The following is a 24,481-nucleotide window of genomic DNA, read 5'->3' as shown; positions in this document are numbered from 1 at the left end:
ATGGGGGTTTTTTATGTTAATAATATTTTATGACTGAATTTTATTTAATGGTAACACCACAAAATGGTGAGGAGCAGTTAAAATTTGAATTTCAAAATATAGTATCTGAGTTAAGAACGTTAGGATTGGAAATTCTTATGCTACCCGCTTCTGATGCAGTTAAAGGAAACCAATATTTGTGTTCGAGAGATTGGATATCCTTTGATGATGATCGTGTTGTTGTGGTGTATCCAATGGCTCTTTTAGATAGGCAACGGGAAAGAAACGATTTGGTTTTCGAGTTGTTGGAAGAAAATAATTTTGATGTTACTAATGTAATTGATTTTACCGAAGCTGAAATCGAAGGCGTGTTTTTTCATGGTTTAAGTAGTGTTGTACTAGATAAAATTAATAGAGTTGCTTATTGTAGTGCCTCTCAGTTAAGTGATCCGGATCTTTTTATTGAGTTTTGTGAAGAGTTAGAATATACTCCTATTTTGTTTAATGAGGATGCTTTTCTAAATAATGAAAGAATGAAAACTTCGAATATTATAAAGATTTGTGAAGATTTTGTGTTGCTATGTTCTTCTGGAATACTAAATAAAAAAGAGCGGAAGCTTGTATTGACATATTTGAAAAATAGTGGCAGAGAAATTATTTATGTTGAGAAACATCAAGTAGAAAACTATGTTAACGATACTGTTCAGTGTCGAGACAAAAAAGGGAATAGTTTAGTCTTAATGTCTAAAACGGCTTTTAATTCTTTTAGAAAGGAACAACTTGATAGGATTTCGAGTTTAGGAAGGATCAGGGTTTTTGACTGTGAGAAGATAGAAGGATTCGGGAATCATAGTTTGGGAGCAATGATGAATGAAATAATAAAATAAAAAAGGAGCCATTTGGCTCCTTTCTTTGTTATTCTATTTTTTCTTTGTTCTTCTTTATTTTTACCGTTAGTTCGTTACTTTTTTTATCTAGATCCATTAAGATTGAATCTCCTTCTGAAAGTTTTGAATTAACAATTTCCTCAGCTAAAGCATCTTCAACGTATTTTTGAATAGCTCGTTTAAGAGGTCTAGCGCCATAATTTTTGTCAAACCCTTTTTCAGCGATATAATCTTTAGCAGTTTCACTAAGTTGAAGTTCGTATCCTAGTGAAGAAACCCTATCTAAAAGCTTTTTCAATTCAATTGTAATGATATTGTGAATATCAGCTTTTTCTAGTGCGTTGAATATAATCACATCATCTATTCTGTTAATGAATTCAGGAGCAAAAGATTTTTTTAAAGCGTTTTCAATAATACCTTTCGCATGGTCGTTCGCTTGTTCAACTTTTGCTGCAGTCCCGAAACCAACACCACCGCCAAAGTCTTTCAATTGACGAGCACCAATGTTAGATGTCATTATAATTACAGTGTTTCTAAAATCTATTTTACGTCCTAAACTGTCTGTTACAAAACCTTCGTCCAAAATTTGTAGTAACATGTTAAATACATCTGGGTGCGCTTTTTCAATTTCATCCAAAAGAACAACAGCATAAGGTTTTCTTCTGACTTTTTCAGTTAATTGACCTCCTTCTTCATAACCTACATACCCTGGAGGAGCTCCAATTAACCTAGAAATAGAGAATTTTTCCATGTATTCGCTCATGTCAATACGAATTAATGAATCGCTAGAGTCAAATAATTCACTAGCAAGAATTTTTGCTAATTGTGTTTTTCCAACACCGGTAGATCCAAGAAAAATAAAAGAACCAATTGGTTTGTTTGGGTCTTTTAAACCAATTCTGTTTCTCTGAATTGCTTTAACTACCTTCGCAACCGCGTCATCCTGACCAATAACTTTTCCCTTAATTTTGTCTGGCAATTCACCTAATCGATTTGATTCCGCTTCCGCCACACGATTAACAGGAATTCCTGTCATCATAGAAACAACTTCTGCAACATTATCTTCTGTTACAATTTGTTTGTTCTCTTTAGATGCCTCTTCCCATTGGTTTTGAGCAGATTTTAAGGCAGCCTCGATGTTTTTCTCATCATCTCTAAGCTTTGCTGCTTCTTCGTACTTTTGACGGTTCACAGCGTTTGTTTTGCTTTCTTTTATGTCCTCCAATCTTTTTTCAAGTTCTAGGATTTGTTCAGGTACAACAATATTGGTGATATGAATTCTTGAACCAGCTTCATCTAAAGCATCAATAGCCTTGTCTGGTAAGAATCTATCTGTCATGTACCTGTTTGTTAATTTTACACATGCTTCTATAGCATCTTCCGTGTATAAAACATTATGATGGTCTTCATATTTTTCTTTTATATTATGAAGAATCTGCACAGTTTCATCAATGGATGTAGGCTCTACAATTATTTTTTGAAAACGTCTTTCTAAAGCACCATCCTTTTCTATGTTTTGTCGATATTCATCAAGAGTAGTCGCGCCAATACATTGAATTTCACCTCTGGCCAGAGCAGGTTTCAACATGTTAGAAGCATCTAGAGATCCAGTAGCTCCACCTGCACCAACAATCGTATGAATTTCATCAATGAACAAGATGATATCTTTGTTTTTCTCTAGTTCATTCATCAAGGCCTTCATTCTTTCTTCAAACTGACCTCTATATTTTGTTCCGGCAACTAAACTAGCAAGATCAAGAGAGATAATTCGCTTATCAAAAAGAATTCTTGAAACTTTTCTTTGTACAATCCTTAAAGCTAGTCCTTCTGCAATTGCAGATTTACCTACTCCTGGTTCACCAATTAACATTGGGTTGTTCTTTTTTCTTCTACTTAATATTTGAGAAACACGTTCAATCTCTTCCTTACGTCCAACCACTGGATCTAAAGTATGATCCTCGGCCATGGCTGTTAAGTCTCTACCAAAATTATCCAATACAGGAGTTTTAGATTTGGTATTGGCCTTACTTTTTGCCGGCTGTGGGTCAAACGGATTGGGTTTGTTCTCAGAGAATTCATCATCTTGTCCACTTTCTGCTGTCGGTAATTCAGGTAAATGATCCGTACCACTTTCAAGTTGTTTGAATAATGATTTTACATCGTTATAATTGATTTCAAAGTTATTCAACAGTTTCGTTGTTGGGTCGTTTTCATTACGCAATATGCATAATAATAGATGTGCAGTATTGACTGCGGTATCTTGATATAGTTTAGCTTCTAAAAAGGTTGTTTTCAATGCTTTTTCGGCTTGTCTAGTCAAATGAAGTTTTTTCTTGTCAGCTTCATCGCTGATTCCTGGCTCTGAAGGGTTCAAAGCCTCAATTTTTTTCTTTAAATAATCTAGATTTATATCTAGAGTTGTCAATATGTCAATAGCTTTCCCTTCAGCTTTTCTTAGGATGCCTAAAACTAAGTGTTCAGTACCAATAAAATCATGGCTCAGTCTTAATGCTTCCTCTTTGCTGTATCCTATAACATCTTTTACTTTTTGTGAGAAATTATCGTCCATAGTTTTTGTTTTGATTTAGGTAAATTTAGTAGAAATTTTTATAAAAAATTACAAAATTTAGTTTATAGTTGGGTAAAAATTATATTATTAACATTTTTTTATAAAAAAAGTAGCTGATTTTCAGTTGTATAAATGATGTTGAAAACCCTGTGAAAATGTTAATAACTCTATGTAAATGAAGCGCTAGTATTTCTTGCCTAAAAGTGTAAAAATTGTATCTTGCTTATCAGAAAAAAAACTAAGTAAAACTAAATATATTTTTATGGCAGACGGGGATAAGTTGATACCTATCAATATAGAAGAACAAATGAAATCGGCATACATTGATTATTCAATGTCGGTTATCGTATCTAGAGCATTACCAGATGTACGTGATGGTTTGAAACCAGTACATAGAAGGGTTTTGTTTGGGATGCATGAATTAGGTATTAAGGCTACCGGATCTTATAAGAAATCGGCGAGAATTGTTGGAGAGGTATTAGGGAAATTTCACCCTCATGGTGATACATCTGTTTATGATGCAATGGTGCGTATGGCTCAAGATTGGAGTGTGCGTTATATGATGGTTGACGGTCAAGGGAATTTTGGTTCTGTTGATGGAGATAGCCCAGCAGCAATGCGTTATACTGAGGTTAGAATGAAGAAGCTATCTGAGGATATGATGGCTGATATCGAAAAGGATACAGTGGATCATAAACTGAACTTTGATGATACTTTACAAGAACCTACGGTATTACCAACTCGTATCCCTACCTTGTTAGTGAATGGTGCTTCAGGTATCGCCGTTGGTATGGCAACTAATATGCCTCCGCACAACCTTACCGAAGTGGTAGGAGGAACGATTGCATATATCGACAACAGAGATATTGAAATTGATGAGTTAATGGAGCACATCAAGGCACCTGATTTTCCAACAGGAGGTGTTTTGTATGGAACTGAAGGAATTAAGGAAGCATTTCATACTGGTAGAGGAAGAATTATTATGCGAGCAAAAGCTTCTTTTGAGGAGGTGAATGGTCGAGAATGTATTATTGTGACGGAGATTCCGTATCAGATCAATAAGGCAGAGATGATTAAGAAAACTGCTGAGTTAGTCAATGAGAAGAAACTTGAAGGTATCGCAAATATACGCGATGAATCCGATAGAAATGGGATGAGAATCGTGTACATTTTGAAACGTGATGCGATTCCTAACATTGTAATGAACAAATTGTTTAAGTATACCTCTCTTCAAACTTCATTTAGTGTTAATAATATCGCTTTGGTGAATGGACGACCTGAAATGTTGAACTTAAAACAAATGATTCATCATTTTGTTGAGCACAGACATGAGGTAGTTGTTAGAAGAACTCAATTTGAACTTAAGAAAGCTGAAGCTAGAGCACATATTTTGGAAGGATTGATCATTGCAAGTGACAATATAGACGAAGTGATAGCTATTATCAAGGCATCGAATAACGCAGATGAGGCAAGAGCAAGTTTAATTGAAAGGTTCAGTCTGACTGAAATTCAAGCGAAAGCAATTGTTGAGATGCGATTGAGACAGTTGACAGGTCTGGAGCAAGATAAACTAAGAAGTGAGTATGAGGAAATTATGCTTTTGATTACTGACTTGAAAGATATCTTAGCAAATGAGCCTAGGAGAATGGAAATTATCAAAGATGAGTTAATTGAGGTAAGAAGCAAATACGGAGACGATAGAAGATCTCAGATTGAATTTGGAGGAGCGGATATGAGAATTGAGGATATGATTCCTGATTCTAAAGTGGTTGTTACAATTTCTCATGCTGGTTATGTAAAAAGAACTTTGCTATCTGAATACAAAACTCAGAATAGAGGGGGTAGAGGTCAAAAAGGAGTTTCTACTAGAAGCGAAGATTTTTTAGAGCATCTGTTTGTAGGAACGAATCATCAATATATGATGTTCTTTACTCAGAAGGGTAAAGTTTTCTGGATGCGTGTATATGAAATTCCTGAAGGTGGAAAAGTCGCCAAAGGTCGTGCATTACAAAACCTTATTAATATCGAAAATGATGATAAGGTGAAAGCGTTTTTGGTTACTCAAGATCTAAAAGATCAAGACTATATCAATAGCCATTATATTATTATGGCTACTAAAAAGGGTCAGGTTAAAAAGACATTGTTAGAGCAATATTCTAGGCCAAGAGCAAATGGTATTGCTGCCATTACAATTAAAGAAGGAGATGAATTGTTAGAAGCGAAACTTACCACAGGAGATAGTCAAGTTATGTTAGCTTTAAAGTCTGGTAAATCTATTCGTTTTGAGGAGGAAAAAACTCGACCAATGGGGCGTGGTGCTTCAGGAGTAAGAGGTATTACTTTGGCTCATGATGAAGACGAAGTAGTTGGGATGGTGGCCGTAAACGATATGGATAGTAATATACTTGTTGTTTCAGAAAAAGGATATGGTAAGCGTTCTAGTCTAGAAGATTATAGAATCACGAATAGAGGAGGTAAAGGAGTTAAAACTCTAAATATCTCAGAAAAAACAGGTGATGTTGTTGCTATTAAAAATGTTACAGATGAGGATGATTTAATGATTATCAATAAGTCTGGTATTACCATCCGTCTTGCTGTAAGTGGATTAAGGGTAATGGGAAGAGCGACTCAGGGTGTGAAATTGATCAATATCAAAGGAAATGATTCTATTGCTGCTGTTGCGAAGGTAATGCATGAGGAAGAGGAAGTGATTGATGTTGAAGCGGAAGTAACTGATGGAGCGGAAATACCTAAAGACCAAGAGAGTTCAAGTGAAGAAATTAACCAAAATTCAGAAGAATAAATATAAACCTTAATTAATGAAAAATAAGTTAACCATACTGATGATGCTATTGCTTAGCATCACAGTGTTTGCTCAGAAAAAAGAATTAAAAGCCGCTGAGAAGTCTTTGAAAAAGAAAGATTATGCTGCAGCGAAAGAGCAATTAAAAGCAGTAGAGCCTTTGTTGGAAGGTGCTGATGACAAGTTAAAGGAAAAGTATTATTACATAAATGCAAAATCTATTTATGGTAATGGTAAAAACTGGAAGAATGACAAACCTGCAGGTTTGGCCTTTAAAAAATTGATAGAGTTTGAAAAAGAATCAGGTCAAAAAAAATATTTGAAAGAAGCGGAAACTACACTGTCTGCAATCGTTCAGAAATTTGCTGCATCAGGTTCTAAAATGTACAAAGAAGAAAAGTACAAAAACGCAAGTTATCAATTTGAAATGGTCTATACCTTGAGTAAAAAAGATACATCATTTTTGGATAATGCTGCTTTGTCTGCTTTTTTGGATAAAAATTATGATAGATCAATCCGTTTTTATCAAAAACTATTAGATTTAGGATACACAGGTATTGCTACTCAATATAGAGCCAAAGGACTCAATGGTGAATATGTGTATTTTGCTACAAAAAAGGAAATGGATAACCAGATTATTCTAAAAGCTGCAACGCAGCCAGAAGTATTTCAAACTGAATCTAGAGCCGGAGATATAGCTAAAAATATTGCATTGAGTTATATTGCAAAAGGTGATGAGAAAGGTGCTTTAGCAGCGATTGCAGAAGCGAAGAAATCTTTTCCTAATGACTATACTTTGGTTATAAGTGAAGCTAATATATACTATAAGTTGGGGGACAATGAAAAATTCCTTGCTGGTTTAAAAGAGGCAATCGCGATCAAGCCTAATGATCCTCAATTGTATTATAACGTTGGAGTGTTGACATTAGAACAAGGTTATGTAGATGAGTCTATAAAAGCTTTTGAAAAAGCAGTAGAATTGAAGCCTGATTATGCGGATGCTTACAATAATATTGGTGTTGCAATATTGGAAAGAACCAAACCTATTGTAGAAGAGATGAATAAAAATTTGTCTAACTTCAAAAAATATGACGCCTTAAATGCAAAACAAAAAGAGGTGTATAAAGAGGCTTTGCCTTATTTTGAAAAGACATTAGAATTAAGACCTACGAATGAAGCTACTTTAAGCACTTTAGTTGGGTTGTATGAAATTCTTGAGATGTACGATCAACAAAAAGCTACTCAAGCTAAATTAGATGCTTTATAGAATATCTGATTTTTGAAAATAAAAAAGCCTAGTGAATTTCACTAGGCTTTTTCGTATTGTATAAGTTCAATTATAATAACTCTAAAAGAACTACATTCTCAACATGATGTGTTTGTGGAAACATATCTACGGCTTGCGTGTTAGCGACCTTATACTTGTGTTTCATAAGGGCTAAATCCCTTGCCTGAGTAGCAGAGTTGCAGCTTACATAAACAATGCGTTTGGGAGCAATTTTTAAAATTTGCTCTACTACTTTTTTATGCATACCGTCCCTAGGTGGATCAGTTATAATTACATCAGGTTGTCCATGTTTGTTAATGAATTCAGAAGTAAATACTTCTTTCATATCTCCAACAAAGAATTCGGTGTTTTCAATTTTATTATGTTCTGCATTTCCTTTAGCATCTGCAATTGCTTCAGGAACAGATTCAACACCGATAACTTTTTTTGCTTTTTTAGCAACAAATTGGGCAATTGTACCAGTCCCTGTATATAGATCGTATACAAGCTCTTCTCCTGTTAAGTTAGCAAGATTTCTAGTGACTTTGTAGAGTTCATATGCTTGTTTAGAGTTCGTTTGATAGAAAGATTTAGCATTTATTTTAAATCTTAGGCCTTCCATTTCTTCAAAAATATGATCTCTACCATGGTATAAAATAATATCCTGATCGTAAATTGAATCATTTCCTTTACTGTTGATGATATATTGCAAAGAGGTTATTTGAGGGAATTTTTCTTTTATAAAGTTTAAAAGAAGTTCTCTTTTGGCTATGTCTTCTTTGAAAAACTGAATTACAAGCATTATTTCTCCTGTTGAGAGAATACGTAACATCATGGTTCTTAAAAGACCGTCTTGTTCTCTTGGGTTGTAGAATTCGATTTCGTTAGAGATTGCAAAATCTTTGATTGAATTTCTTATTTCATTGGATGGGTCTTCTTGAAGATAACATTTCTCAACATCTAATATTTTGTCCCACATTCCAGAAATATGAAATCCTAATGCATTTCTGTTGTCTACTTCTTCATCGGAGTTTATTTCTTCATAGGTAAGCCAGCGATTACTAGAAAATGAAAATTCCATTTTATTACGATAGAAATAGGATTCTTCACAACCTAGAATTGGAGTTATGTTTTCTAGTTCAAGGTGTCCAATGCGTTGTAGGTTTTGAATAGTTTCTTTTTCTTTATAGAAAAGTTGGTCTTCATATTTCATATGTTGCCATTTGCACCCTCCACAATGTTCAAAATGAGTACATTTTGGTTCAGCTCTTTTGTCAGAATATTTATGGAATTTAGTTGCAGAACCTTCGAAGTATGCTTTTCTTTTTCTGCCTGTTTGAATGTCTACGACATCTCCAGGAATTGCATTTGTTAAGAATATAACACGACCATCAGGAGCTTTTGCAACTGATTTCCCCCTAGCTCCAGCGTCGATAACTTCAATATTTTCGAACGTATAATTTTTCTTTTTTCTACCCATTTTGCAAAGATACTTTTTTCTTGAAAATATAACTCAAAAAAAATCCTCTCTACGTAGTTGTAAAGAGGATAATACTTATTTTATTGATTATTAATTTCTTCTTCTTCCGAAACCTGAACTTCTATCTGATCTATCAGGTCTGTCAGAACCTCTTCTATCGGAAGATCTTCTTTCTGATCCGCCGTCTCTTCGTCTGCTATCATTTCTGTCAGATCTACCGCCTTCTCTTCTGTCAGAACCGCCTCTTCTTTCCGAGCGATTTCCTCCTTCGTAACGTCTACCACGACCTCTTCTTTCTTCACTTCCTCCTCTACGGTCACGTCTTCCTCGTCCACCGCCTCCAGAGCGCTTTTTCTTTTGAGTGATTTCAACATTTACACTTCTTCCATTAAATTCAGCTCCTTCAAAAGAACTAATGGTTTCATCTGTAAAGTTTTTGTCCAATTCAAAGAAAGAGAATGTGTCTAATATTTCAATTTGGCCAATTTCAACGTTATCTGTAATTTCTTGATCGTTGATCAGTCCAATTAATTTTCCTGGATTAAGATCATCTTTTCTACCTAAGTTGATGAAGAAACGCGTCATGTTTTCGTCGTCTCTAGATTTTCCTCTTTCATCCGCTCTTCCTCTTTCCGCTTCGTTTAAGTCACGAGAATTAGTGTAATATTTCAAGAATTTATTAAATTCTACCGATACAAATTTTTGAATTAAGTCCTCTCTGCTTAATCCTTCTAAACTCGAATAGATACTTTCTAAGTAGTTGTCAATTTGCTCATGGTTTACTTCAGTTTCTTTTACATTTTTGATCAAACTGAATAATTGACTTTTACAAATTTCTTCTCCAGAAGGGACTTCTTTTTTCTCGAATTTTTTATTTATTTTTCTTTCAATAGGGCGTAAGCGACCTACTTCTTTATTTGTAATTAATGCAATGGAGATACCTTTGTTTCCTGCTCTACCGGTTCTTCCACTTCTGTGTGTATAGGCTTCAGTTTGATCAGGTAACTTGTAGTTGATAACATGTGTAAGGTTGTTTACATCCAAACCACGTGCTGCAACATCAGTAGCTACTAGCATTTGTAAACTCTTGTTACGGAATTTTTGCATGACCCCATCACGTTGAGCTTGAGATAAATCTCCGTGCAAAGCATCTGCATTATAGCCATCTTGAATTAGGTTTTCAGCGACTTGAGCAGTTTCTCTTTTTGTTCTACAGAAAACGATACCATATACATCAGGATTCGCGTCACAAATTCGTTTTAATGCCGGGTATCTGTTTCTTTCCGTTACAACATAGTATTCGTTAGTAACATTGTCAGAACCTTTATTTTTTTGACCTGCTGTAATTTCAACAGGGTTGTCCATGTAGTTTCTTGCGATAGATTCAACTTCTCTAGGGAAAGTTGCAGAGAATAGCAAAGTTTGTTTCTCTTCAGGTGTAACCTCAAGTACTTGGTCTAATTCGTCTTTGAATCCCATATTAAGCATTTCATCTGCTTCATCAAGGATCAACCATTGAACATTTTCTAATTTTAGTTTTCCTCTTTTGATAAGATCAACTGTTCTTCCGGGTGTACCAACAACTATTTGAACTCCTTTTCTAAGACCTCTTATTTGTTCATCAATGTTTGCTCCTCCGTAAACAGTAAGAACATTAACACCTTTCATGTACTTCGAAAAACTCTCGATGTTTTTTCCAATTTGAACAGCTAATTCTCTTGTAGGAGAAAGTATGATTGCCTGTGTAGATTTGTTATTTGTATCTAGCTGTTGCAATACAGGTAAACTAAATGCTGCTGTTTTACCAGTTCCAGTTTGTGCAAAAGCTTTTAAATCTTGTGTAGATGAAATAACTTGCGGGACAGCTTTTTCTTGAATTTCGGAAGGTGTTTCGTATCCTAAATCGGTTAACGCTTTTAGGATTTCGTCGTTCAATCCTAGTTCTTTAAATGTAGACATTTTGTATAAGTTATTGACTTACAAAATAATATCGCTACTTTGTTAGCCGTTGTTAAAAGTCTGCAAAGGTACATCTAATAGTTTCATTAATCTAAGGAATGGAGTTCTTTTTTGAATATATTAATAGATCTAAGTTGTGTTTCATTCATTAAAAAAATATTGTTAAGTTAAGGTTTCTTCTAACTGTTTAAAAATCAGTTGAATTAAAATTTAGTATGTGTTGTGCAGTTTAAAAATAAACGCTAAATTTGCACTCCTTTTTACGAGTACAGATTTAGAAAGGATTGAATATATTTTTTAAATTAACATCTCCTATTGTTAATTTCGTTTAAAAAATCTGGTTAATGATTGGATACAAATAATTAAGACAACATGTCTGAAGAATTAAAAAACGAAGTTGAAGCTCAGGAAGTACCTGCAGTTGAGGCTGTAAACCCAGAACAATTTTTAGCAGATTTCGATTGGCATAAATACGAAGAAGGTATTGAGGCTGTAGACGAAGCTAAATTGAAAGAATTTGAATCAGCTTTAGAAGGAACTGTTGGTTTCGTTAACGAGTTGGATGTAATTGAAGGTACAGTTACTAGATTGACTGAGCGTGACGCTATCATCGATATCAATTCAAAATCTGAAGGAGTTATTTCTTTGAACGAATTCCGTTACAATCCTAACTTAGCTGTTGGTGATGTTGTAGAGGTATTGGTTGATAAAAGAGAAGACGTTTCTGGTCAATTAGTATTATCTCACAAAAAAGCGAGAGTAATTAAAGCTTGGGATAGAGTAATCAATGCTCAAGAAACTGGTGAAGTAGTTAACGGATTTGTTAAATGCAGAACTAGAGGAGGTATGATTGTAGATGTATTCGGAATCGAAGCATTCTTACCAGGTTCTCAAATTGATGTTAAGCCAATTAGAGATTACGATCAGTATGTAGATAAAACAATGGAATTCAAAGTTGTGAAAATCAACCACGAGTTTAAAAACGTTGTTGTATCTCATAAAGCTCTTATTGAAGCTGATATTGAAGTACAGAAAAAAGAAATCATTGGTAAATTAGAAAAAGGACAAGTACTTGAAGGTATCGTTAAAAACGTAACTTCTTACGGTGTATTCATCGATTTAGGTGGTGTAGACGGTTTAGTACATATTACTGATTTATCTTGGTCAAGAATCAATCACCCATCTGAGGTAGTTGAATTAGATCAAAAATTAAATGTTGTAATCCTTGATTTTGATGACCAAAAAACAAGAATTCAATTAGGATTGAAGCAATTAAACGCTCACCCATGGGAGGCTTTAGATGCTGAATTGAAAGTTGGAGACAAAGTAAAAGGTAAAGTAGTAGTACTTGCTGATTATGGTGCGTTCATTGAGGTTGAACAAGGAGTAGAAGGATTGATCCACGTTTCTGAAATGTCATGGTCAACTCATTTACGTTCAGCTCAAGACTTTGTGAAAGTTGGAGATGAGGTAGAGGCAGTAGTATTGACTCTTGATAGAGAAGATAGAAAAATGTCATTAGGTATCAAACAATTACACCCAGATCCATGGACAGATATTACTAAGAAATATCCAGTTGGTTCTAAGCATAAAGGAACAGTAAGAAATTACACAAACTTTGGTGTATTTGTTGAGCTAGAAGAAGGTATTGACGGATTGGTTTACATTTCTGATTTATCATGGACTAAGAAAATCAAGCACCCATCTGACTTTGTAGCAGTTGGAGATGTATTAGATGTTCAAGTTCTAGAATTAGATGTTGAAAACCGTAAGTTAAACTTAGGTCATAAACAAACTCAGGATAACCCATGGGATGGACATGAGGCTACTTACAGCATCGAATCTGTACATGCAGGTACAATCAAAGAGAAAACAGACAAAGGAGCGATCGTTGTTTTTGCTGATGGAGTTGAGGCTTTCGTACCAGGACGTCATTTAGAAAAAGAAGATGGAAGTAAACTTGGTAAAGGTGATGCTGCTGACTTTAAAGTATTAGAATTCAACAAAGAATATAGAAGAATTGTTGCTTCTCATACTGCAATCTTTAGAGCAGAAGAGGCTAAGAATATCAAAGCTGTAGCTAAGAAAGCAGAATCTGCTGAAAAATCTACATTTGGAGATATTGCTGGTCTTGCAGACTTGAAGAAGAAAATGGAAGGAAAAGAATAGTTCCAACCTTTTTAATAATAAGAGAAGAGCTGTCTATTTTTAGACGGCTCTTTTTGTTTTTGGATAATCCATGTGTTCGAACACATAAGTTTTGTATATTTGTAAAAAAAATAGTCAAATATAGAAGCTTACCTTGTGTACTTTTTTATTTTTGTGTTCAAATTCATATAAATCGAAATAGAAATATGTCATTAATTAAATCAATATCAGGAATTAGAGGAACCATTGGAGGTTCTATTGGAGATAACCTTACACCGTTGGATGCAGTGAAGTTTGCAAGTGCTTATGGTACGTGGTTGGTAGAAAGGAATAAAGGTACCAAAGAAACATTAAAAGTTGTTATTGGTAGAGATGCTCGTATTTCTGGTAAAATGATAAGTAGTTTGGTATCTAACACCTTGGTAGGTTTAGGTATTGATGTTGTGGACTTAGGTTTGTCTACAACTCCTACTGTTGAGGTGGCAGTTCCTATGGAGCAAGCAAATGGTGGTATCATTATCACTGCATCTCATAATCCAAAGCAATGGAATGCCCTTAAACTCTTAAATGAGAAGGGGGAGTTTTTAGACGGTGTTGAAGGTCAAAAAATTCTGGTGATTGCTGAAAATGATGCCTATTCATATGCTGAAGTTGATAATCTGGGGAGCTATACTAAAGATAGATCTTATGTTCAAAAACATATAGATGCAGTTTTAGCTTTAAATTTAGTAGATGTTGAATCAGTTAAAAAAGCTAAGTTTAAAGTGGTATTAGATGCTGTGAATTCTACCGGAGGTATTTTTATTCCTGCTTTATTGGAGCAACTTGGGGTGGAATGTATTAAATTATATTGCGAGCCTAATGGTGAATTCCCGCATAACCCGGAACCTTTGAAAGAGCATTTAGGTGCTATTTCTAAGCTAGTTGTTTCTGAGAAAGCGGACTTTGGAATTGTGGTAGATCCAGATGTTGATCGTTTAGCTTTGGTTAATGAAGATGGATCAATGTTTGGTGAAGAGTATACTTTGGTTGCTTGTGCAGATTATGTACTAGGAAAGTTGAAAGGAGGTAATACAGTTTCGAATTTATCTTCTTCTAGAGCTTTGAGAGATATTACAGAAAAGCATGGAGGATCCTATACCGCAAGTGCTGTAGGAGAGGTGAATGTGGTAATAGCCATGAAAGAAACCAATACAGTAATTGGAGGAGAAGGTAATGGAGGGATTATTTATCCGGAATCTCATTATGGAAGAGATTCTCTAGTTGGAGTTGCTCTGTTTTTATCACATTTAGCGACGAGTGATAAAACATGTAAAGAGTTAAGGGACTCTTACCCGAGTTATTTTATGAGTAAAAATAAAATTCAATTAACACCTACGTTAGATGTTGATGATATTCTAGCAAAAATGGCGGAAAAGCATAAGTCAGAAAACGTGAATACTATTGATGGGGTTAAAATTGATTTTCCTACAGAATGGGTTCATTTAAGAAAATCTAATACTGAGCCTATAATTAGAATTTATACTGAAAGTGATTCTCAGCAAAATGCGGATGCATTAGCAGAGAAGACAATTGAGGAAATAAAGACTATTGCAGGTATTTAAACCGTAATTTATTAGTTTACTTTTTGATAGGCCATTTTGGTATTGTTTCTAATGACAATATTAAAATGGTCTATTCTTTTGATATCAATTTCTTTTGAAATATTGAAATTAAGTTGAGTTTGTATTGAGTCTTGTTTCTCAACGATTACATTCTTGGAATTATAGATTGCCTTAGTTGTGGATATTGTTTGGTTCTTTTTGGTTTTAAATACGATTAAGGTTTCTAGGTTGTCTAAGTTGAAACCATAAGCGTAGGGATTAGATATAGAGACTGTAGCAGTGTTGATTCCTGTATTAAATATAAAATTTTTATCTATGGAAACATACTTCAAATCTCTTAATGGTTCAAAATTATTAAGTCTTGTTGCATAGAGTGTGCCTTTTTCTTTTTTCTTAAAAGTGAAGGTTGCGTTATTGTTATTGTGTCCATCAATTAACAGAATATTTTTGTTTGTCAATTGATTTTGAAAGTCCCATAGGTTAAATTGATTTTTTCTCGAGGAAAAAGCATTATATGCGCCTGTAAGTTCGTTAGTGTAAAATGAATATAGGGAAGCATTCTGATAAGAATTTACGAATAATTTAGCTTCTCCATGCGTTTCCTTTTGTACGTCTAAAACCCATTTTTTGTTACCATGCATTTCTAGTTGGATTGGAATGATTCCTTCGTTAGCCATGATGATTCGTGCGATGCAGATAACAATCAGGTTGATGATTGCAAGTTTTTTAAATAGCTTTCGGTTTTTGTCGTTTTTTATTAAATATAAGAATGTGATAATAATTAAAGGAAAAGTAATGGGAATGGTCCATTGTGCTTGTGTAGGACCTTTGAATGACATTAAAAAGAAGAAGGATATAAATCCAACAACAATAAAATTAAGTGCTTTTTGAAAAAGCTCTTTATTCTTGAGGTTTTTGTAGAATGCCAAATAGACAATTGGAAAGGTAAAACCAATAATAGCTATTTGATTTAATAAGTGTGTTGTGGTGTAATCAATTCTATAGGTTCTTGAATTGGAACGTTCAAATAAATGATAACGAATAGAAGGATAATCATTTTCTATTTGCCAAAGTAAGTGAGGAGAGAATAAAAGAATTACCCCAAGAATACTCAACCAAAACTGTGTGCTTTTTAAAAGTTTTAAATTTGAAAGCAACGTGAAAATTACGATTAATAGTCCAGTGTATTTACTATAAAGTAATCCTGCTATGGATAGTGAAAACAGAAGATAGGCTTGCCAATCATTTGCGTTAATTATTCTCTTATAGGAAATTAAAAATAACACCATGAAAAATAACAAAGGCGTATCAGGAACTGTGATAAAACCATAAACATTAAAAAGAAAAGTAGACAAGACTATTAATAAAAATAGCTTCAAATGATCTTTTTTATTTGGAATATCAATCACCTGCCAAAGCAAGTAGACAGTGAGACTGTATAGGATAGCAGACATGAATCTGACCCCGAGCTCACCTGAAAAAAATATATCACTTACATAAATATATAAAGCAACTAAGGGAGGGTGGTCAAAATATCCCCAATCTAAAAAATTACTGTACATCCAATAATATGCTTCATCTTGTAAAAGTTCGGTAGTGTAAGCTTGGATGATGTTAATCATAGCGACACCAACTAATACAATGGTCAAAAAATACTTTTTCATATGGAAGCCTTTAGGAAGGTGCTTGGTCTTTGTGTTTGAATCTTTTATGCGTCCAAAAATAATATTCTGGTTTCGCGTATATTTGTTTCTCAGCTCTTTCTAAGAACATGTCAGTAATTTCAAAATCCTTATATTCTCTCGGGTGTTTGGCTAAAATTTCAAATTCTACTTCGTAATGACTTCTTTTAACTCGGTCTACTTTCATGTAAATTACGGTAAAGTCGTGTTTTTTTGCAAGCATTTCTGCACCTGTATGAATTGGAACTTTTACATTTAGAAACTTAGACCAATAGTGTGTTTTTTGAATTGCGGGAGACTGATCACTCAATAACCCATATAGAGAAAGAATTCCCTTCTGTTTATTTTGAATTACTTTTTTTAAGGTATGATTGGTTTGAATAAAACTTCCTCCGAATCGACTTCTATTTTCTTTTACCAAGTTGTCGAAATGTGGGTTTTTTATTCTAGAGTACACTCCCACACAGTTAATAGTGGTAAAACTAGCAAGATTTACAATCCACTCCCAGTTAGCATAATGCGCTCCCATTATGATGACGCTTTTATCTAAGCTTTCTAGCTCTCTAAAGATTTCTGGGTTTGTGTATTTGTATCTTTTATTTAGTTCTTTTTCTGAGATAGTAAATGATTTGATCATTTCGATAAAGATATCAATGAAATGACGAAAAAAATGTCTTCTTATTTTTAGCAGTTCTTCGTTGCTTTTCTCAGGAAATGCAAGCTTAAGGTTGTTTAAAACTACTTCTTTTCTGTAGTTAAAAATATAGAATAAGATAAAGTAGGCAATATCTGATATTCGATGTAGTATAAAAAATGGCAGCTTTGAAAAAAACCAAATAATTGGGTAGACAATTAAAAATTGTAAACGCTTCATGTGAATTGTTTTTGAAGAGCAAAGATAAGTAAACCTATTTATTGATGTTTGACGTTTTTTCTTAAAATTTTCAATGAAAAACATAGCTGCAATTTTTAATGAATGGTCTGTTTTTTGATTTAAACGGTATGAAAAAATATTTTTTTTTAATTAAAATTTAGTTTTATCTTTAGCCGGGCGTTTTATTATTATGAACAATTTTGTACTCAGTATTATTATTATCAACGTTTTGTTTTCGTATAAAGGAATTCAAGACAGATTATTTTTAGATAGATATAAGTTTCAAGTAGGTCCAATTTTGGCAGGGCAGAAAGTCCGCCTTTTTACCTCTGGTTTTTTGCATATAGATTATATGCACCTAGGTTTTAATATGTATGCTTTATACATATTCTCTGATGCCGTTATAGATTCCCTTGGGGTTCTTAATTTCTTGATTGTATATGTTGGTAGTATGTTTCTAGGGAATTTGTTTTCTTTGGCCTATCATAAAAATGAACCGTATTACAGTGCGGTGGGGGCTTCTGGAGCAGTCTCTGGAATTGTTTATAGTGCTGTAATGTTATACCCTAATATGAGCTTGATTATGTTTCCTATTCCAATTCCCTTGCCGGGTTATGTGTTTGGAGTTGGGTATTTGTTGTATTCAATATATGCAATGAAAAAACAATTGGGTAATGTTGGGCATAGTGCGCATTTAGGAGGAGCAATCGGAGGATTTGGATTGACTTTACTTTTGTACCCACAATTGATTTTTGAAAATCCAATAATGATTGGATTACTTGCGATTCCAATAATATTGTTGTTTGTAATTGAAAAAAGAATTACCAATTAAATGTTTTCATAAAAAAAAGCCTTATCGATAGATAAGGCTTTTTTTGAGCGAAAGACCGGGTTCGAACCGGCGACATTCAGCTTGGAAGGCTGACGCTCTACCAACTGAGCTACTTTCGCGGTATTGCGGTGCAAAGATACTTTCTTTTTTAGATCTACCAAGAAAAAAATCAATAAAATTCACTGTTTTTTTTTAAACAATTTGATAAAGTGGTATTCATGAATTTCATAATTGTTATTTAATTAAAATTTATGAGATTTTTTTGTTTCCTGTATAAGTGTTTAGTTCTGTTGTCTCATGGTCTTTTTGTTTTGGGTAAAGATAGATTCACTCGAAAAATTATTGACCAATATTTTGACTTCTGAGATCATTATGAATGATGACCTAATCAAGTCCAAGAACTTATCACTACAATGCCTTGTTAATGACCATAACCTGGAGACCCCGATTAATCTTTTGCTTTTGTAGACACCAATGCATTCATAATTTTGATCAGTTATTTCCAAAACACGTTCTTCTAATATATTTAAAGGAGTTTTGGTGTTTAGGATCGATGGAGGGGTGTTGGGTAGAATATTTTCTTTTAAAATTATTTTACGATGAAGTTTGTCATAGTTTTAAATTGGTGTGTTACATATCTTCGTGATAATTATTAATTTATCAAGCTATTTGTTTGGTAATAGAAAATATTTATTTACATTTGTCGCTCATATCAAGAAAATGAAAAACACATTTGCATTTAATAGTTTCTATTTCTTCTTTTATTTTTTTAAAAGAAGCGAGACTTTCTGTGTGTTGTAAAAATAAATAATAAATAATACAATTTAGGAAGTCTCGAGAAATCGAGACTTTTTTTTGTTATATAGATATCGAAGTATGAAAATAGCCATTCAAGGAATAAAAGGATCTTATCATCACATAGTTGCTGAAAATTATTTTGGCAAAAATAATGATTTGGAGGAGTGTATGACTTTTGCTGAGATGCCAGATAAAGTTATGTCTGGAGCTGTAGATATTGCTGTTATGGCGATTGAAAATTCCATAGCAGGCGCTATTTTACCAAATTATGCGTTGATTGATGAAGCTGATATTACTATCGTTGGTGAATATTACTTACCGATTCATCACAATTTAATGGCTTTAGAAGGACAAGATATCTCTGAAATAAAAGAGGTTCATTCGCATCCTATGGCTTTACTTCAATGTCGAAAATTTTTTAGAAAGTTTCCACATATTCAGCTGATTGAAGATAAAGACACGGCAGATGTAGCGAAAAGAATAAAGGAAAAAAAGTTGAAAGGGGTTGGGGCAATAGCAAGTTCTTTAGCAGCCCAAATATACGAACTAGATATATTGGCTTCCGAGATTCAAACAGTAAAAGACAATCATACGCGATTTGTTATTGTAGAGAAAAAAGGCAAAGATTTGATTGAGTTTCCAACAAAAGCTTCTATAAAATTTGTCCTTAAGGATGAGAGTGGCTCTCTCGGAGAGGTGTTGATGGAATTGGCAAATCATAAAGTTAATTTGTCTAAGATACAATCGCTTCCAATTATCGATAAACCATGGGAATATGCATTTTTTGCGGATTTGGTTTTTACTGATTATAAAGAATATAAAAATGCCCTTTCAGATATTAGATCTAAAGTTTCTAGTTGTAAAGTGTTAGGAGAATATAAAAAGAATTAAGTGATGATTTCAAAAGCAAATAGATTAAACGATGTTAAGGAGTATTATTTCTCTAAGAAATTAAGAGAAGTAGGTCAGTTAATTGCAAAAGGAAAGCCAATTATTAGCTTAGGGATTGGTAGTCCAGATTTAAATCCACCAGTAGAGGTGTTGGAATCTTTGACATCTTCTTTAGGCGATGTTATGGCTCATGGTTATAAAAGTTATCAAGGAATTCCTGAATTGCGTAGTGCAATGTCTAGTTTTTACAATAATTTTTTTGGAGTATCTCTACGTCCAGAGAATGAGATTCTTCCGTTGCTAGGGTCAAAAGAAGGGATAATGCACATTTCTATGGCGTTTTTGAATGAAGGAGATCAGGTTTTAATTCCGAATCCAGGATATCCAACGTATAGTTCTGTTACAAAGTTAGTTGGAGCTAAGGCTATAGAATATAATCTAATTGAAGGGAATGGCTGGTTGCCAGATTACGAGGAGATTGAGAAGAATGATTTATCAAAAGTGAAAATTATGTGGGTGAACTATCCTCACATGCCAACTGGAACAAAGGCTTCTGATGAATTGTTTAAAGATTTGATACTGTTTGCAAAAAAACACGATATTTTGTTAGTGAACGACAATCCATATAGCTTTATTCTAAATGATCATCCTAAAAGTATTTTTCAATATGAAGGAGCAAAGGAGGTAGCTTTAGAGTTAAATTCATTAAGCAAATCGTTTAACATGGCAGGTTGGCGTGTTGGTATGGTGTCTGGTTCAGAGTTGTATCTCGCAGAAGTTCTGAAAGTAAAGAGTAATATGGATTCAGGTATGTTTTACGGAATTCAAAAAGGAGCGATTAAGGCATTAGAACTATCTAAAGATTGGTTTGATGAGATAAATGCAGTCTATGAAAAAAGAAGAGCTTTGACATGGAGAATTTTAGATGCTTTAAATTGTGGATACAATGTTGGAAATGGAGGGATGTTTGTTTGGGCAAAATTGCCTGAAGGAATTACTTCTGAACAGATGACTGATAAAATGCTTTATGAAAAAGATGTGTTTTTAACTCCTGGTACTGTTTTTGGATCCAATGGAGAAGGTTATATAAGATTGTCATTATGTGTTTCTGAAGAGAAACTAGAAGAAGTGTTGGAAAGAGTTTCTTAACGAATCTGAATATTGAAAAGTAATAAAATGAATAAAAAAGTAGCCGTAATTGGATTGGGACTTATAGGAGGGTCTCTCGCTTTGGAACTAAAAAAACGCTTCCAATGGACTGTTTTTGGCGTTGATTCTAGTGAGGAAAATGCGAAAAAGGCACTTGAACTAGGGATAATTGATGAAATTGCAGATTTTTCCATTGTTAATTCTGCTGATGTTGTTGTCATAGCAATACCTGTCAATCATGCGCCACAACTGGCTTTAGAGGTGTTGGATGCAGTAAAAAATGATGCCTTGGTTTTTGATGTTGGTTCAACTAAAGAAAACATTTGCAAAAATGTTGTAAAGCATTCAAAAAGAGTTAATTTTGTGGCCGTTCATCCAATTGCCGGAACTGAATTTTCTGGACCAGAAGCAGCAATTTGTAATTTGTTCGATGGAAAGGTAAATATCATTTGTGATAAAGGGATGAGTAGTGAGGAGTCTATTCAGAAAACTTTAGAGATTTTCGATGGATTAAACATGAGAACTATCTTTATGGATAGTAAAGAACATGATAAGCATATTGCATATGTATCTCATTTATCTCACATAAGTTCTTTTATGTTAGGGAAAACTGTTTTGGAAATTGAAAAAGACGAAAAAAACATTTTTGACATGGCGGGTAGTGGATTTGAATCTACTGTTCGTTTAGCGAAAAGTTCTCCAAAGATGTGGTCCCCAATTTTTGTCGGAAATAAAAAAAATATTTTGACCTCTTTAGATGGTTTTATAAAAAATCTTCAAGAGTTTAAAGAATTGATAGAAAACGAGGATACAGAAGCATTGAAGAATTCAATGTCGGAAACAAATTACATAAAAGAAATATTAAACGGAATAAAAAAATAAAAAATAAATTAAAAGAAGGCTAAGGTTTTAGCTGATTTTGAAACAATTTTAGAAACTAGATTAAAATGGAAAATACGAAAGAATTCAGAACATGGTTAGATGACATGCAATTAGACCATCCATTGGTTATTGCTGGACCTTGTAGTGCAGAAACAGAAGAGCAAGTGTTGAAAATTGCTCACGAATTGAAAAACACAGATGCAACTGTATTTAGAGCAGGTGTATGGAAGCCAAGAACTAGACCAGGTGGTTTTGAAGGAATTGGTGCTATTGCTTTACCTTGGTTACAGAGAGTAAGAAAAGAAACAGGAATGAAAATTGCTGTAGAGGTTGCTAATTTAGCACACGTAAAATTAGCTTTAGAAGCAGATGTTGATATCTTATGGATTGGAGCTAGAACTTCTGTAAACCCATTTGCAGTTCAGGAAATAGCAGATGCTTTAAATGGAACTGATAAAATCGTTTTAATTAAAAATCCAATTAACCCAGATTTAGCATTGTGGTTAGGTGGTGTTGAGCGTTTGTATACTGCAAATATTAAAAACTTAGGAGTTATTCATAGAGGTTTCTCTTCTTATAAGAAAACAAGTTACAGAAATGTACCTCAATGGCAGTTGCCAATTGCTTTGAAACAACGTTTCCCTGATTTACCTATTATCAATGATCCATCTCATATTTGTGGAAATAGAACTGGAATTCAGGATATTTCACAAATTGCTTTAGATTTAAACTTTGAAGGTTTAATGATTGAAACGCATGTTGATCCAGATAACGCATGGTCAGATGCTGCGCAACAAATTACTCCAGATCGTTTGGTGGAAATCATGAACGACTTGAAGGTAAGAGAGCCAAAAGCTGAAGGTGAGGCATTAGATCAATTGAAAGAATTGAGAGCTGAAATTGATGTAATTGATAATCATATTTTAGATACTTTAGCTGAAAGAATGAAGGTTGTTGAGCAAATCGGAGAAGTGAAAAAGGGTGAAAATATCTCTATTTTACAAGATGATAGATGGGCAGCAATTTTAGAAACAGTAAAAAAAGAAGCAGCTGTTAGAGGATTGAGTGATGCTTTTGTTGAGTCAGTTTTCAAAGCGATTCACCAAGAATCAATAAACCATCAAGAAGCAATTGTATCAGGAAAATAATTTCTTGCATATTGTTTTTTAAACAAGATAAGAATACCACAAGTTTCTCAAATTATTGAGGTCTTTGTGGTATTTTTGTTTTCAAATGTATTATTAAAGGTTTGCTATAGAGTATAGGTTATGAAGGGAGTGGTTGTAAAATCTACCGGTAGTTGGTATTTGGTTCGAACGGAGAATGCAGAAGTGCATAAATGTAGAATCCGAGGTAAATTTCGTATGGAAGGGATTAAGAGTACAAATCCTGTTTCTGTAGGAGATACTGTAGATTTTGAACTAGAACCGCAGAAAGAAACCGGAGTGATTAAAAAAATTCACGATCGAACAAATTATATTGTTAGAAAGTCGGTTAATTTATCGAAAAGAACCCATATAATTGCCTCTAATATAGATCGTGCTTTCTTGGTAATTACCATTGACAATCCGCCTACTACAACAAGTTTTATTGATCGTTTCTTGGTTTCAGCAGAAGCATATCATATACCTGTAACGTTGTTGTTTAATAAGATAGATACTTACACTGAAGAATCAAATGAACTGAAAGAGGAGTTGATTGAAATTTATGAGAATATTGGTTATGAATGTATAGAGATCTCTGCCAAAGAAGGAGTAAATGTTGAGAAGGTAAAGGAGTTAATGCAGGGAAAGGTAACTTTGTTTTCGGGGCATTCAGGAGTTGGTAAATCCACCTTGGTTAATACTATAGAACCAGTCCTGGATTTGAAAACCCTGGAGATTTCTGAGCAGCACAAGCAAGGGCAGCATACAACTACGTTTGCGGAGATGCATGCTTTGAGTTTTGGTGGGTATATAATTGATACTCCTGGAATAAAAGGTTTTGGAATTGTAGATTTTGAAGAGGATGAAATTTCAGGCTATTTCCCTGAGTTTTTTGAGTTAAAACAGGATTGTAAATTTCATAATTGCAAGCATCTCGATGAACCAAAATGTGCTGTAAAAAATGGATTAGAGGATGATAGTATTGCTCCATCTAGGTATTTTAGTTATGTGCAAATAATGAGGGGGGAAGAGGAGCATTTTAGACAAGATATCTACAGTCAAAAAAAATAATATGAAAATTGTTTTACAGGTTGTTAAAGAAGCATCCGTTACGGTTGAAAAGAAGCTTTTTTCTAAAATAAATCGCGGGTTGTTGATCTTGGTAGGAATAGAGGATTCCGATACAACAGAAGATATTGTTTGGTTGTCTAATAAAATTACAAATATGCGTGTTTTTGTTGATGATCATCACACCATGAATCTTTCTGTGAAGGACGTGGAAGGTGAAATTTTAGTGGTGAGCCAATTTACCTTACAAGCAAGTACTAAAAAAGGACATAGGCCATCTTATATGAAAGCGTCTAAGCCAGAGATTGCTATACCTTTGTATGAAAAATTTGTATCCCAATTAGAATTTGATTTAGTAAAACCTGTGCAAACTGGTGTTTTTGGGGCAGATATGAAGGTTAGTTTGATTAACAATGGACCTGTTACCATTGTGGTAGATTCTAAAGATAGAAAATAAAAAAAGC

Annotated in this window: 17 protein-coding genes and 1 tRNA gene; 12 read left to right on the top strand and 6 right to left on the bottom strand. The window is 33.8% G+C overall.

Going from position 1 to position 24,481, the window contains the following annotated elements; all coding sequences use genetic code 11:
* Positions 1 to 29 precede the first annotated feature (29 nt).
* Positions 30 to 866 carry an arginine deiminase-related protein gene (locus tag AC2DGP_RS07275; RefSeq protein ID WP_484492350.1) on the top strand — a complete coding sequence of 279 codons (837 nt, stop codon included), beginning with the start codon at positions 30 to 32 and terminating at the stop codon, positions 864 to 866.
* A gap of 28 nt (positions 867 to 894) precedes the next feature.
* Here the strand turns inward: AC2DGP_RS07275 and AC2DGP_RS07270 are convergent, their stop codons facing one another.
* Positions 895 to 3,435: an ATP-dependent Clp protease ATP-binding subunit gene (locus tag AC2DGP_RS07270; RefSeq protein WP_484492349.1), complete on the bottom strand. Its 2,541-nt coding sequence runs from the start codon at positions 3,433 to 3,435 to the stop codon at positions 895 to 897.
* 262 nt (positions 3,436 to 3,697) lie between these two features.
* On the opposite strand from AC2DGP_RS07270, the gene gyrA reads away from it, so the two are divergent.
* Both gyrA and AC2DGP_RS07260 read left to right on the top strand, forming a co-directional pair.
* Positions 3,698 to 6,238: a DNA gyrase subunit A gene (gyrA, locus tag AC2DGP_RS07265; protein ID WP_484492348.1), complete on the top strand. Its 2,541-nt coding sequence runs from the start codon at positions 3,698 to 3,700 to the stop codon at positions 6,236 to 6,238.
* 16 nt (positions 6,239 to 6,254) lie between these two features.
* Entirely contained in the window at positions 6,255 to 7,505 is a 1,251-nt protein-coding gene (locus AC2DGP_RS07260; protein WP_484492347.1) for a tetratricopeptide repeat protein, read from the top strand.
* A 70-nt stretch (positions 7,506 to 7,575) separates the two neighbouring features.
* Here the strand turns inward: AC2DGP_RS07260 and rlmD are convergent, their stop codons facing one another.
* Positions 7,576 to 8,985 (bottom strand): 23S rRNA (uracil(1939)-C(5))-methyltransferase RlmD, encoded by a 1,410-nt coding sequence (gene rlmD / locus AC2DGP_RS07255; RefSeq protein ID WP_484492346.1) that lies wholly within the window; start codon positions 8,983 to 8,985, stop codon positions 7,576 to 7,578.
* 90 nt (positions 8,986 to 9,075) lie between these two features.
* Positions 9,076 to 10,944, bottom strand: coding sequence for a DEAD/DEAH box helicase (locus tag AC2DGP_RS07250; protein ID WP_484492345.1), 1,869 nt, complete (start codon positions 10,942 to 10,944; stop codon positions 9,076 to 9,078).
* Between the two features lie 372 nt (positions 10,945 to 11,316).
* Between AC2DGP_RS07250 and rpsA the strand changes: the two genes are divergently transcribed.
* The gene (gene rpsA / locus AC2DGP_RS07245) at positions 11,317 to 13,113 is read left to right on the top strand and encodes a 30S ribosomal protein S1 (protein ID WP_484492344.1); all 1,797 of its coding nucleotides are present in this window, start codon (positions 11,317 to 11,319) and stop codon (positions 13,111 to 13,113) included.
* A gap of 185 nt (positions 13,114 to 13,298) precedes the next feature.
* Positions 13,299 to 14,696, top strand: coding sequence for a phosphoglucosamine mutase (gene glmM, locus AC2DGP_RS07240; RefSeq protein ID WP_484492343.1), 1,398 nt, complete (start codon positions 13,299 to 13,301; stop codon positions 14,694 to 14,696).
* A gap of 11 nt (positions 14,697 to 14,707) precedes the next feature.
* On the opposite strand, the gene AC2DGP_RS07235 is transcribed toward glmM, so the two are convergent.
* Complete coding sequence (locus AC2DGP_RS07235; protein WP_484492342.1) at positions 14,708 to 16,360, bottom strand: ArnT family glycosyltransferase; 1,653 nt, start codon at positions 16,358 to 16,360, stop codon at positions 14,708 to 14,710.
* A 10-nt stretch (positions 16,361 to 16,370) separates the two neighbouring features.
* On the bottom strand, positions 16,371 to 17,252 hold the full coding sequence (locus AC2DGP_RS07230) for a lysophospholipid acyltransferase family protein (protein WP_484492341.1): 882 nt from the start codon (positions 17,250 to 17,252) through the stop codon (positions 16,371 to 16,373).
* 190 nt (positions 17,253 to 17,442) lie between these two features.
* On the opposite strand from AC2DGP_RS07230, the gene AC2DGP_RS07225 reads away from it, so the two are divergent.
* The gene (locus AC2DGP_RS07225) at positions 17,443 to 18,084 is read left to right on the top strand and encodes a rhomboid family intramembrane serine protease (RefSeq protein WP_484492340.1); all 642 of its coding nucleotides are present in this window, start codon (positions 17,443 to 17,445) and stop codon (positions 18,082 to 18,084) included.
* Positions 18,085 to 18,130: 46 nt separating this feature from the next.
* Here the strand turns inward: AC2DGP_RS07225 and AC2DGP_RS07220 are convergent.
* Positions 18,131 to 18,203, bottom strand: a tRNA-Gly gene (locus AC2DGP_RS07220).
* A gap of 757 nt (positions 18,204 to 18,960) precedes the next feature.
* Between AC2DGP_RS07220 and AC2DGP_RS07215 the strand changes: the two genes are divergently transcribed.
* The 6 genes from AC2DGP_RS07215 (at position 18,961) to dtd (ending at position 24,474) form a co-directional block, all read left to right on the top strand.
* On the top strand, positions 18,961 to 19,773 hold the full coding sequence (locus AC2DGP_RS07215; protein ID WP_484492339.1) for a prephenate dehydratase: 813 nt from the start codon (positions 18,961 to 18,963) through the stop codon (positions 19,771 to 19,773).
* A 3-nt stretch (positions 19,774 to 19,776) separates the two neighbouring features.
* Complete coding sequence (locus AC2DGP_RS07210) at positions 19,777 to 20,922, top strand: pyridoxal phosphate-dependent aminotransferase (RefSeq protein ID WP_484492338.1); 1,146 nt, start codon at positions 19,777 to 19,779, stop codon at positions 20,920 to 20,922.
* A 27-nt stretch (positions 20,923 to 20,949) separates the two neighbouring features.
* Positions 20,950 to 21,804: a prephenate dehydrogenase gene (locus AC2DGP_RS07205; protein WP_484492337.1), complete on the top strand. Its 855-nt coding sequence runs from the start codon at positions 20,950 to 20,952 to the stop codon at positions 21,802 to 21,804.
* A 65-nt stretch (positions 21,805 to 21,869) separates the two neighbouring features.
* A complete protein-coding gene (locus AC2DGP_RS07200) occupies positions 21,870 to 22,952 on the top strand; it encodes a chorismate mutase (protein ID WP_484492336.1) in 1,083 nt (360 codons plus the stop codon).
* Positions 22,953 to 23,072: 120 nt separating this feature from the next.
* Positions 23,073 to 24,020 carry a ribosome small subunit-dependent GTPase A gene (gene rsgA / locus AC2DGP_RS07195; protein ID WP_484492335.1) on the top strand — a complete coding sequence of 316 codons (948 nt, stop codon included), beginning with the start codon at positions 23,073 to 23,075 and terminating at the stop codon, positions 24,018 to 24,020.
* A gap of 1 nt (position 24,021) precedes the next feature.
* Positions 24,022 to 24,474 carry a D-aminoacyl-tRNA deacylase gene (gene dtd, locus AC2DGP_RS07190; RefSeq protein WP_484492334.1) on the top strand — a complete coding sequence of 151 codons (453 nt, stop codon included), beginning with the start codon at positions 24,022 to 24,024 and terminating at the stop codon, positions 24,472 to 24,474.
* Positions 24,475 to 24,481 lie beyond the last annotated feature (7 nt).

This window comes from Flavicella sp. IMCC45537 (genome assembly GCF_057197705.1).
Note: the sequence above shows the minus strand (reverse complement) of the source record. Positions and strands in the feature narration are given on the sequence as shown.